Source organism: Dialister invisus DSM 15470 (genome assembly GCF_000160055.1).
Taxonomy (GTDB): domain Bacteria; phylum Bacillota; class Negativicutes; order Veillonellales; family Dialisteraceae; genus Dialister; species Dialister invisus.
In genome coordinates, this window is the sequence record NZ_GG698602.1 from 815113 (window position 1) to 827500 (window position 12388).

Consider the following 12388-nt stretch of genomic DNA (forward strand, 5'->3'; position numbering starts at 1 on the left):
ATCATTCGTCCTCCTTTCCGAGATAAGCCTCAATAACGGCAGGATTATTCTGTACTTCTTCGGGAACGCCTTCTGCCAGTTTTTCGCCGAAGTTGACGACAATCAGGCGGTCACAGAGAGTCATCACAAGGTGCATATCATGCTCAATCAAAATAATGGTCGTTTTATAGGTTTCACGAATTCCACGGATGAGTTCCGTAAGAGCTGCTGTTTCGCTGTCATTCATGCCTGCTGCCGGTTCATCCAGGAGGATAAGTTTCGGATGGACGGCAAGAGCACGCGCGATTTCCAGCTTTCTCTGCTTGCCGTAGGGCAGTTCCGTGGCAGGGCGGTCCGCATCCTGTTCCAGCCCCACAAAGCGGAGCAGTTCCATCGCTTCCTTCCGCGCTTCTTTTTCTTCTTTCTTCTGTGCACCTGTGTGGAGGATACTGGCAAGGAATCCTGCTTTTAAATGGTCATGCTGTCCGACAAGGATATTCTCCAATGCTGTCATCCCCGTGAAAAGGCGGATATTCTGGAACGTACGGGCGATACCCCCATTGATAATCTGATAGGGTTTCTTCCCGCTGATCGACTGTCCGTCAAAAAGGATATTCCCTTCAGAAACCGGATACACGCCTGTGAGCAGGTTGAAAATCGTTGTTTTACCGGCGCCGTTTGGCCCGATGACACCGAATATTTCCCCTTTCTCCACATGGAAGGACATATTCGATACCGCCGTAAGACCGCCAAAACGCTTCACCACATTCTGCATTTCAAGAAGCATCACTTTTCTCCTCCTTCCACGGAAACGGCCTTCTTTTTGCCGAAAAGCGAACCGATCCACTTCACCGCGTCATAAGAAAGAATACCGTCCGGACGGAAAGCCATGAGTGCCACAAGCATCACGCCGTAGATGATATCCCTGTATTCCGCCAGGGAACGGAGCGATTCGGGAACGATAGTAAGCACTGCCGCGCCGAGGACAGGCCCCCACATGACATTGCTGCCGCCGAAAACTGTGTAGAGAAGCATATCCACTACACGATGCCACGAGAAATCCGTCGGACTGATAAAGAATGTGACATGAGCGTACAAAGCGCCCGCTACTCCCGCAAAAAATGCGCTGAAGAGAAATCCCATCATTTTGTAATACACTACATTGATTCCCGACAGAGAAGCAGCGTACTCATCGGCCTTCACGGCTGCCATGGCACGGCCGATGCGGGAATGTTCCAGCCGGTACCAGAAGGAAATAATCAGCACCGTCAAAACCAGCAGCACCAGACACACAAGAAGCTGTCCGCCCGTCTGTGAATCTATTTCCAAAGCATCCAGGAGCCCCCAGTCGCTTGCATAATCGGAAAGTACACTTCCCATGGAAGGAATCCCCGAATAGCCGAGTGCGCCGTGAGTAATTTCCAGATTCAAGGCGATGACTCGGACCACTTCACCGAACCCCAGCGTGGCAATCGCCAGATACAGCCCCCGGAGACGGATCGTCGGCAGTCCGATAACCAGAGCCACAAGAACCGCCATGACACCGCCAAGGAAAATCCCTACGGGCATAGGTACGTGGTACTGCGCTGTCAGAATGGCGGACGTATACGCACCGAAACTCATCAGCCCGGCATTCCCCAAAGAAAGGATGCCCGTGCAGAGCGTCATGTAAATCGTCATGGCAAGAATAATATTGATGCAGACAAAGGTGAGAACCTGCAGAAAATATCCATTCAGCAAATCTTCCATTACGGCCTTCCTCCCTTCCCCGCTTTCGCAAAAAGTCCTTCCGGACGAATGAACAGGATCAAAATGATAAGGCCGAAGGCCACCGCGTCACGATAAGAAGAAGTACCGTAAGCCACGCTGAATACTTCGGCGATGCCGAGAATGAAACCGCCTGCCATGGCGCCTTCCACATTGCCGAGACCGCCCATGATGAGCACCGCCAGCCCTTTCAGCCCCATTGATGTCCCCATCGTCGGTTCAATCGCATTGAAAGAAAGTCCGATCAGTACGCCTGCCGCTGCACCGAGGGCAGAAGCCAGCATCACCGTCAACGTAATGATACGGCCCGTATTGATTCCAAGAAGACCGGCCGTCTCCGCATTTTCCGAAGTCGCCCGGATCGCCTTGCCCACCTTCGTCCGGTTCAGCATGACTGTGAGAAGAACCATGAGCACCACTGCCGTCCCCAAGCTGATAATCTGGATACCGGAAATTTTAAAGACTCCCATATCCATCAGTTCATTGCCGAACGCAGACGGGAACGAACGGGTCTGCGGCCCCCAGACCATAAGCGCCACACTTTCAAGAAATGTGGATACGCCGATCGTACTGATAAGCGGCGCCAGATGCGTCGCCTTATGCTTACGAAGCGGACGAAGCGCCAGCAGCTCCAGCCCGTACCCCAGAACCGCGCCCCCGATCATGGCGCCGGCCAATGCAGGGAAAATATTCATTCCCGCTTCCGTTACCAGAAGCAGGCCGATATAAGCGCCTATCATGAAAATTCCGCCATGCGCCATATTCACGATATTCAATACTCCGAAGACCAGAGTATATCCGATAGCAATAACCGCATAAGCGCTTCCCAGCGTTAAACCGTTGACAAGCTGTTGAAAAAACACGATAACTTTCCCCCTTCTTGAGAAATATTTCTTTGCCCAAACTTCAGGCAAAACTTTGCAAAAACCATAAAAGGACTAAAAACCGCCCCTGCCGCACGGCAGGACACCGATGCAGCAGGGGCGGAAATCTCCGCGGTACCACCCTGTATTTGTCACTCTAAGGAAAAAGAGGCAGAACTTCCCGATAACAGAAAAGCCCCCACCTTCATTGCTGAAGATAGGGGCGAACAGTCGCGGTACCACCCTACATTATACTCTTAATCCTTCCTCCGTAACGTGGATAAACGCCATTTTTTACTTATTTCAAAAACGGAGCTCTCAGGTGATAAAAAATAACGGAATGTACCGGCTTGCACCCTCCGCCGGCTCTCTATACCATGGACCGCCATATTCCCTGTCCCGATCATTGCCTGTATCCCCTTAACGCGGGTAACGCCGATGATTACTTCATTCATCCTCGGAACTCCCGGGCGAGCAGGCATCTGCTTTCGTATCGGTTCCCACCACTCCCGACTCTCTATGACGAACCTGTCAGATACGTTTCCCGTTCACAGTCCTTGGTTTTTGTTTGTGATGTCAATTATATGCTGAAATATTTCCACTGTCAAGGGAAATATTAAAACATCTTTTACTGATTGAATGTTAAGCACAGAACTTTCTATTTCATCATTTTGCATCACAAAACAGTATGGTTCCAAAATAGCTCTTAACCGTTATCGCTTTCCTTTTCCTTGCGGATGACATCATGGGCGCCGCCCTCCACGATGGAAGTCGCGGAAACCAGCGTAAGCTTCGCTTTCTTCTGGAGCTCGGCAATCGTGAGCGCGCCGCAGTTGCACATCGTAGCCCTCACCTTGCTGCAGGTTTTAGCCACATTCTCCTTGAGCGGTCCTGCATAAGGAACATAAGAATCCACGCCTTCCTCAAACTGGAGCTTCTTATCTCCGCCCAAATCATATCTGGCCCAGTTACGCGCACGGTTTGAACCTTCCCCCCAGTATTCCTTCACCACAGTACCGCCCACTGTACGCTTCTGCGTGGGAGACTCGTCGAAACGGGCAAAATAACGTCCCAGCATGACAAAATCGGCACCCATCGCCAGCGCCAGCGTGATGTGATGATCATAGACAATGCCGCCGTCAGAGCAGACCGGCACATACACGCCCGTCCGTTCATAGTATTCATCCCTTGCCTGGCAGACTTCGATCAAAGACGTCGCCTGCCCGCGGCCAATCCCCTTTGTTTCACGAGTGATGCAGATGGAACCGCCGCCGATGCCGACCTTTACGAAATCGGCGCCCGCCTCCGCAAGGAACAGGAATCCTTCGCGATCCACCACATTGCCTGCGCCGACCTTCACACTGTCGCCGTACTTTTCGCGGATCCATTGAATGGTCATCTTCTGCCATTCAGAAAACCCTTCCGAAGAATCAATACAGAGCACATCCGCCCCCGCATTGACAAGGAGCGGCACACGCTGCTCATAGTCGCGGGAATTGATACCGGCGCCCACGACAAAACGCTTCTCCGCATCCAGCATTTCATCCGGATTCTCACGATGAGAATCGTAGTCCTTACGGAAAACGAAACCGTAAAGGCGTCCATCTTCATACAGAACAGGAAGGGAATTGATCTTATTATCCCAGATAATATCATTGGCTTCGGAAAGTGTGATGCCGAACCTGGCAGTGACCAGCTTTTCAAGAGGCGTCATAAAATCGGCAATCTTCTCGCTGCGGTCCATACGGCTCACACGGTAATCACGGCTCGATACGATCCCCACCAATTTCCCGTTCGGTGTACCGTCCTCTGTAATCGCCACGGTAGAATGCCCCGTTTTTGCCTTCAGCGCAAGGATATCCGCCAGCGTATTCACAGGAGCCAGATTGGAATCGCTGAATACGAACCCCGCTTTCTTCGCCTTCACACGAGCCACCATCGCCGCTTCGTCCTCCGGCGTCTGCGAACCGTAAATAAAAGAAACACCGCCGTTACGCGCCAATTCTACCGCCAGCCTTTCACCGGAAACCGCCTGCATGATGGCGGACACCATGGGAATCGCCAGCTCAATAGCGGGCTCCTCTCCTTTTTTGAACTTCACCAGCGGCGTCTTAAGAGAAACATTCGCCGGAATACATTCACATGAAGAATATCCGGGAATCAGAAGATATTCATTAAAAGTATGTGACGGTTCATTGATATAAGTTGCCATCATGTCCTCCTTCGGCAAAGAAATATAAAAGCAGTTATAGATTTTTACTATTATAGCCAAAAAAGCGGGGTAAATAAAGGGGGAAACATAATTTTAATCTCCTTCTGCTTATTTTATTACGCACCGCTGATTCGTTATCTGAAAACTGTCCCCGCACAGGCATCCATAGCCGCAGGAGCAAGTTGTTTCACTCATTTTTACGCGTCACTCCGTTCCTTTAAAAATGGTTCACTTGCCTTCTTATGAACAAGTACACACATCCATTCCAACCTTTCGTGTCACTCCCCCAAGCCAGTATCCTCCGTCCGGCTTCGCCGGCCACCTCCTTATAAACAAGGAGGCTTACCCAATCCCTATTCTTACCGTTGGAACTCTTTCCTAAACACTGGTTCGCATTAAATACTTTAAAAAGGAAAATGGAATGCAGCGGGGCTCCTTATCCATAAGGAGCTGGCGCACATAATGCGACTGAGGATACTCACTTGTTGTAATGACTCAAATCATAAAAGAATATTTAGCTTGCAGCTGACAGCTCACAGCTAACGTCTATCAGCTAACGGCTATCAGCTAACAGCTAATCAGACACATACAAAAAAGACCCCTTTCGAGGTCTTTTTCATTGGTTCTGTCTCTGGTATCTCCAAGTATTAGAACTTGTAGTTCAGGGAAACGTTCCATGCATCCTTTGCATCGGTTTCAGATTCTTTTGTATCTACATCGAATGCATATTCAGCGTGGAGATAAACGTTCTTCTGGAGAGTGACATCAGCCATAGCGTTCCAGAATGTTACATTGTCCGCATCACCATAGGTTGCTTTATTAGTCAGCTGGCTCAGAACATCTGTCTGAAGACCGGTGCCACCGAAGTATACTCCGGCATCTACATCGTTGTAAGCCAAGCTCAGAGCGAAAGAACCCGGTTTTTTCAAATCCAGTTTGCCATAGCCGATGCCTGCGTTCCATGCGGTATCATAATCATCAGCTTCCGTATTCTTCCAGTATTCACCGAACACACGGAAATCGTTTATATTGAAAGCCACACCTGCGCCAAACAGCTCACCATTATCTTCACCGGTCGGTTTTATATAGTTCAGGTCGAGAGCTACCGGTCCCAACTCGGTATTAGCCTTCGCAAAGAACATATCCGCTTCAGTAATATCTGTTCCATAATCAGAAGCATTGAACTGTCCATAGCCTACGGTTGCGCCGAATCTATCGCCTTTATAGGAAAGCTGTGCGCCGTCATAGCCTTTAGCAGATCCATAAAGCCAGCCGCCCTGGTTGCCGAAAGTAACCGGCTGACGACCGAGTCTTACAGCAAAATCACCGAAGCCATGGTTTACAAACAGCTGATCAGCATAGGTATTTGCATCTTTGCTGTCTTTGAAGTTCATTTCGCTTACGAAACGAGCCTGTGCGTAGGTGCTGTCGTTAACAGCCGCCTTTGCTACGATACGCATACGGCCGTCCCAGTTATCGGTATCATTGGATTTGTCCTGATAACGCATACGAGCGTCGCCAGACCAGGAAATGTTGCCGACTTTCTTTTCCAGGTTGCTTACGCGGACGCCGAGGTTAGCCAGTTCATCAGCGTATTCCCCTGCCAGTTTATCCAGGGTTGCTTTCTGTTCAGCATTCAGCTGGTCTTCACGAGCCATCAGACGGGCGATAACCTGCGCCAGTTCATAACGGGTCATGTTTCTTTCGCCTTTGAATGTACCGTCCGGATAGCCTTCTACAACGCCCTGATCGGAGAGATCGGACACTGCCTGATAAGCCCAGTCGTCAGGGGATACATCAGAGAACGGATTTGCAGCGTATGCGGATACGCCTGCGGTGAGTGCAGCTGCTGCTGCGATTGCGAGAATCTTTTTCATTATTTTTGCTCCTTCCGAAAAATAAATTGTCCCTTTGGAATGGAGTTCCGGAAGAATCTTGCACGAGTGACCGTGTTTCCTCTGCGTTTCTTCATTACCCCATAAGCAGCATAGCGGGACATGCCCCTGCTGCTTACCTGCAATTTAACACATCAGAATTTTTTTTGCAAGAACTCTGAAACTCTTCGAAAAAATCTACCTTAATTTATTTTCTCTATTTCCATTAGAATAAATTAAGTATTCTCTTTTATTATTTTAATCACAAAGGACACCAACTTTTGTATAAGCAGATTCTATCGTATAATTACAGCTCTTTCTTCTCATGGTATATTTCTCACTGTTTTTTCATCTTCCTCCCTTTTTTCGAACGCAAGTCGGTTATAGTTTTTTTCTTTTACACGAGGCCCTTTTCCTTTATAGCACCTTAATCGTCACCCTGAACCGGCATAGAGTGATGAATCCGTTGCCTCCATAAGGTCTTATATTTCCCTCATCACGGGTACAGATCCTTCACGGACGCGCTGAATGGCCCCTTACTGCTTTCCTCACCACGGTGATAGATCCTTCACTGTCGTTCAGGATGACGTTTTACCGTCTTATACAGGAATCATGGATTCGGCCGCCGAAAGGAGCTCGCTGGCGCACGCAGTGCGATTGAGGATACTTGCTTGCCGTAATGACTCAAACCATAAAAGAATATTTAGCTTGCAGCTGACAGCTCACAGCTAACAGCTATCAACCAGCAGCTAATCAAACACATACAAAAAAGACCCCTCTCGAGGTCTTTTTCATTGCCTTTATCCCTTGAACACCAGGTATTAGAAGTTGTAGTTCAAAGATACGGTAGCGAGATCATCATAATCTACGCTGTTATCTGTCTTCACATTGAATGCATATTCACCGTGGAGGCGGATATTCTTTGCCAGAACGACATCAGCATTGGCCAGCCAGAACTTGCTGTCCACTTTAAGAAGTGAGCTGGCCGGGAATGCGGTGTAAGTGCTGCCGCCAAAATAAGCTCCGGCTTCATTCCTCACATACTGGGCAGATACTCTGAAGGTACCCGGTTTTTTCAGGTTATAGTGCCCGAAACCGAGGCCTGCTGTCCACATCTGCGGATCACCTTCGGGTTCCGTATTCTTGTAAAAATCACCAAACACGTCAACAGCATCGGTTACACCCACAGTCAGGCCAGCGCCCCAGATAGATTTTTTATCAGCATCAGCTGCACCGACAGTCTTAATGTATTCCGCGTCATAGCCGATACGGCCGGTCTGTCCGTAGAGACGGGCATAAACGGTATCATCTTTTTTCTGTCCGTAATCATTAATCCATGTATTCATGCGGCCATAACCTGCTTCCAGAGTCAGTTTGCTGTCGCCAATGAAAAGCTGCGCGCCGTCAAAGAAATCATCATAATACATACCGGTCTGACCAAGGGTAAGGAAGTTGCGGCCCAGGTTCATGCCGACTTTATCGCCGAACTGATGATGAACAAAAAGCACATCCATCTTTGTATTCGCGTCCGCGCTGTCTTTGAAGTCCATGCTGCTGGTGAAACGGCCGCGTACATAGGTGCTGTCATTCACCTGCGCCTTGGCATTGATACGCATACGGCCATCCCATCCATCAGCTTTTCTGGAGCCGTCTGTATTGTATCCTTTTTCTTTCCAGCGCATGCGGGCATCACCGAACCAGGAAATGTTGCCGACTTTCTTTTCCAGATTGCTTACGCGGACACCGAGGTTAGCCAGTTCGTCAGCATATTCCCCTGCCAGTTTATCCAGGGTTGCTTTCTGTTCTGCATTCAGCTGGTCTTCACGGGCCATCAGACGGGCGATCACCTGCGCCAATTCATAACGGGTCATGTTTCTTTCGCCTTTGAATGTACCGTCCGGATAGCCTTCTACAACGCCCTGATCGGAGAGATCGGACACTGCCTGATAAGCCCAGTCATCAGGGGATACATCAGAGAACGGATTTGCAGCGTATGCGGATACGCCTGCGGTGAGTGCAGCAGCTGCTGCGATTGCGAGAATTTTTTTCATATTCTTGCTCCTTCCGAAAAAATAATATGTCCTCTATATTTTCAGGAAGAGAGAATACAACTCGAGTTACCGTGTTTCCTCTGTTTCTTCTCCTATTCCTGCAAGCACAACCGAAAGGACCGCGCTTATGCTCCGCACTATTTTATCATACGTTCTAATTTTTTTCAAATTATTTTCTTAATTTCAGAATTTCTTTGACTTACGAAAATGAATTTCTTTTTTATCTTTGACTTCAAATTCCTTTTTGTATTAAATACCTTATGAAGCAAAAGGTAATCAGAAAGCCTCCTTCGCTCCTGCTCTGAACGGGGGTAAGAATTCCGCGTGAGAAAAACAGGAAACGGAACAGTGGCATGGAATGAAGAATATTACCCTGATGACACCTTACCGCTTTCCTCACCACAGCAGCAGATTCTTCGCTGGCGCACCGGATGACGATTACCGTCCCCCCTCATTATGATGACTTCCATGCCGCGGTCATTCTGAACGGAGACAAGAATGCTTTGTAAGAAAGCAGGAAAGCGGAAATATGACACGGAGTGAAGAATCTGTTACTCGGATGACACCTTGCCGTCTTCCTCACTACAGCAGCAGATCCTTCGCTTGCGCTCGTATTATTAAGTAAGTCAAGCAAATCGCTTGATCATATGCTTCGGAAGGGGTATACGGCATACTCTGAATGAGAATCTTACGGCTCTCCTCACCACGGGTATAGACCCTTCACATTCGTTCAGGATGACGATTAACATTTCCTGCATTATGACACTCTCTCCTTCAATCGTCATTCTGAACAGCGGCAAGAATGCCGTATGAGAAAGCAGGGAAGCGGCAATGTGACACGGAGTGAAGAATCTATTACCCGGATGACATCTCCCACGGATTCTTCCGGACACCTTTATCCTACTCCCTTTCAAGTTTATGCATGTAAAAAGGACTCACATCTCTGCAAGTCCTTTCCCTTTATCAGCAGCTTCCTATCCTCCCGGGCCGCTTCCGGCCAAGTACTTTCGGCGTTTGTGAGCTTAACTTCCGTGTTCGGCATGGATACGGGTGATCCTCACAGCTGTCGCCACTGTTTCTCTGAGAGTCTGTTCTCTCAAAACCATATAGAAGAAGTCCTGAAGTTATTCGCTTGTCTCGGTGTTCCTAAGTTAAGACCTCGACCTATTAGTTTTATGTCGCTCCAAGCCTTGCGGCTCTTCCACTCATAACCTATCTACCTCATCGTCTGTAAGGGGTCTTACTCATTGCTGATGAGAAGTCTCATCTTGAGGTTGGCTTCACGCTTAGATGCTTTCAGCGTTTATCCTTCCCGGATGCGGCTTTCCAGCCGTGCCACTGGCGTGACAACTGGGACACCGTTGATCCGTCCACTCCGGTCCTCTCGTACTAGGAGCAGCTCCTCTCAAACTTCTTGCGCCCGCGATGGATATGAACCAAACTGTCTCACGACGTTTTGAACCCAGCTCGCGTACCACTTTAATGGGCGAACAGCCCAACCCTTGGGACCTACTCCAGCCCCAGGATGTGATGAGCCGACATCGAGGTGCCAAACCTCCCCGTCGATATGAACTCTTGGGAGAGATTAGCCTGTTATCCCCAGGGTAGCTTTTATCCGTTGAGCGATGGCCTTTCCACTCAGTACCACCGGATCACTAAGCCCGACTTTCGTCTCTGCTCGACTTGTTGGTCTCGCAGTCAAGCTCCCTTCTGCCTTTGCACTCTTCGGCCGGTTTCTGTCCGGCCTGAGGGAACCTTTGGGCGCCTCCGTTACTCTTTCGGAGGCGACCGCCCCAGTCAAACCGCCTGCCTGAGAGGGTCCGCAGGGTCGTTACTCCTCGCGTTAGAATCTCAGCAACAGAAGGGTGGTATCCCAACATCGGCTCCGCACCGCCCTAGGGCAATGCTTCGGCGCCTCCCACCTATCCTGTGCATCTGTCACCGGGATTCAATCTCAAGCTGCAGTGAAGCTCCATGGGGTCTTTCTGTCCAGTCGCGGGTAACCTGCATCTTCACAGGTATTTCAATTTCACCGGGCCCCTCGTTGAGACAGTGCCCAAATCATTACGCCTTTCATGCGGGTCGGAACTTACCCGACAAGGAATTTCGCTACCTTAGGACCGTTATAGTTACGGCCGCCGTTCACCGGGGCTTCAGTTCGATGCTTCGCTTTCGCTAACTTCTCTCCTTAACCTTCCGGCACCGGGCAGGCGTCAGCACCTATACTTCAGCTTTCGCTTTCGCAGGCACCTGTGTTTTTGGTAAACAGTTGCTTGGGCCTCTTTTCTGCCGCCCCTTTTAGCTCTGAGCGTTTCTGCTCTTCACTGACCGGGGGCCATCCTTCTCCCTAGGTTACGGATGCAATTTGCCGAGTTCCTTAACGAGGGTTTTCCCGCGCACCTTAGGATTCTCTCCCCGCCTACCTGTGTCGGTTTACGGTACGGGCGGATCTTGTCTCGCTAGAAGTTTTTCTTGGCAGTGTGGGATCCATGAGTTCGTCAAAGTTTCCTTTAACTCCCCATCATGTCTCTGCTTTTAGCTACAGGGGTTTTCCTCTGCAGCAACATACGCACTTGGACGCGCTCTTCCAGCCGCGCGATCATGTGCCCTCCTGCGTCGCTCCTTCGCTCAATCGACTTGATCCGGTACAGGAATTTCAACCTGTTGTCCATCGCCTACGCTTCTCGCCTCGGCTTAGGTCCCGACTTACCCTGAGTCGACGATCGTTGCTCAGGAACCCTCGGGCTTTCGGTGGAAAGGATTCTCACCTTTCTTTTCGATACTCATACCGGCATTCTCACTTCTTATTCGTCCACATGTCCTTCCAGTCATGCTTCTTCCTTATAAGAACGCTCCCCTACCCATGATATTGCTATCATGCCATAGCTTCGGTTCCGTGCTTGAGCCCCGGACATTTTCGGCGCAGCGTCTCTCGACCAGTGAGCTATTACGCACTCTTTAAATGGTGGCTGCTTCTGAGCCAACATCCTGGTTGTTTATGAAATGCCACATCCTTCGCCACTTAGCACGGCATTGGGGACCTTAGCTGATGGTCTGGGCTGTTTCCCTTTTGACTGCGGCCCTTATTAGTCGCAGTCTGACTCCCAGGTATGATTGCAGCCATTCGGAGTTTGACTGGGTTTGGTAACCGGGTAGGTCCCTCTCCTGATCAGTGCTCTACCGCCTGCAATCTTTTCCCTGAGGCTAGCCCTAAAGCTATTTCGGGGAGAACCAGCTATCTCCACGTTCGATTGGAATTTCACCCCTACCCACACCTCATCCTAACCCTTTTCAACGGATATAGGTTCGGTCCTCCACACATTTTTACCTGTGTTTCAACCTGGACATGGGTAGATCACTGTGGTTTCGGGTCTACGCTTCCTGACTTGCGCCCTCTTAAGACTCGCTTTCGCTTCGGCTCCGCATTTCCTGCTTAACCTTGCCAGGCTTCGTAACTCGCCGGTTCATTCTTCAATAGGCACGCCGTCGACCTTATTATTAAGCGGTCTCCGACTGCTTGTAAACATACGGTTTCAGGTTCTCTTTCATTCCCCTCCCGGGGTGCTTTTCACCTTTCCCTCATGGTACTATGCGCTATCGGTCGATATCTGTGTTTTGCCTTGGAGGGTGGTCCCCCCTGCT

The 12388-nt window shown here is 49.7% G+C and carries 6 protein-coding genes, 2 rRNA genes and 1 other annotated feature (1 of these 9 cut by a window edge); all 8 genes read right to left on the reverse strand.

From position 1 onward, the window contains the following. Nucleotide 1: 1 nt before the first annotated feature. Nucleotides 2–766, reverse strand: coding sequence for an ABC transporter ATP-binding protein (locus GCWU000321_RS03970; protein WP_007069807.1), 765 nt, complete (start codon nucleotides 764–766; stop codon nucleotides 2–4). Then, nucleotides 766–1728, reverse strand: a complete 963-nt coding sequence (locus GCWU000321_RS03975) for a branched-chain amino acid ABC transporter permease (RefSeq protein WP_007069808.1) — start codon at nucleotides 1726–1728, stop codon at nucleotides 766–768. Before GCWU000321_RS03975 ends, GCWU000321_RS03970 begins: the two co-directional genes overlap by 1 nt. Next, nucleotides 1728–2609: a branched-chain amino acid ABC transporter permease gene (locus GCWU000321_RS03980; RefSeq protein WP_040381256.1), complete on the reverse strand. Its 882-nt coding sequence runs from the start codon at nucleotides 2607–2609 to the stop codon at nucleotides 1728–1730. Before GCWU000321_RS03980 ends, GCWU000321_RS03975 begins: the two co-directional genes overlap by 1 nt. A gap of 216 nt (nucleotides 2610–2825) precedes the next feature. Next, nucleotides 2826–3025, reverse strand: a binding site (T-box leader). 290 nt (nucleotides 3026–3315) lie between these two features. Then, nucleotides 3316–4824, reverse strand: coding sequence for an IMP dehydrogenase (locus tag GCWU000321_RS03990; RefSeq protein ID WP_007069812.1), 1509 nt, complete (start codon nucleotides 4822–4824; stop codon nucleotides 3316–3318). Between the two features lie 644 nt (nucleotides 4825–5468). Continuing rightward, nucleotides 5469–6698: an S-layer homology domain-containing protein gene (locus GCWU000321_RS03995; protein WP_007069813.1), complete on the reverse strand. Its 1230-nt coding sequence runs from the start codon at nucleotides 6696–6698 to the stop codon at nucleotides 5469–5471. Nucleotides 6699–7516: 818 nt separating this feature from the next. Further along, nucleotides 7517–8746 carry an S-layer homology domain-containing protein gene (locus GCWU000321_RS04000; RefSeq protein ID WP_007069815.1) on the reverse strand — a complete coding sequence of 410 codons (1230 nt, stop codon included), beginning with the start codon at nucleotides 8744–8746 and terminating at the stop codon, nucleotides 7517–7519. Nucleotides 8747–9707: 961 nt separating this feature from the next. Next, nucleotides 9708–9823: ribosomal RNA gene (gene rrf / locus GCWU000321_RS04005) — 5S ribosomal RNA — on the reverse strand. Between the two features lie 70 nt (nucleotides 9824–9893). Continuing rightward, a 23S ribosomal RNA gene (locus tag GCWU000321_RS04010) occupies nucleotides 9894–12388 on the reverse strand (it continues 432 nt past the right edge of the window).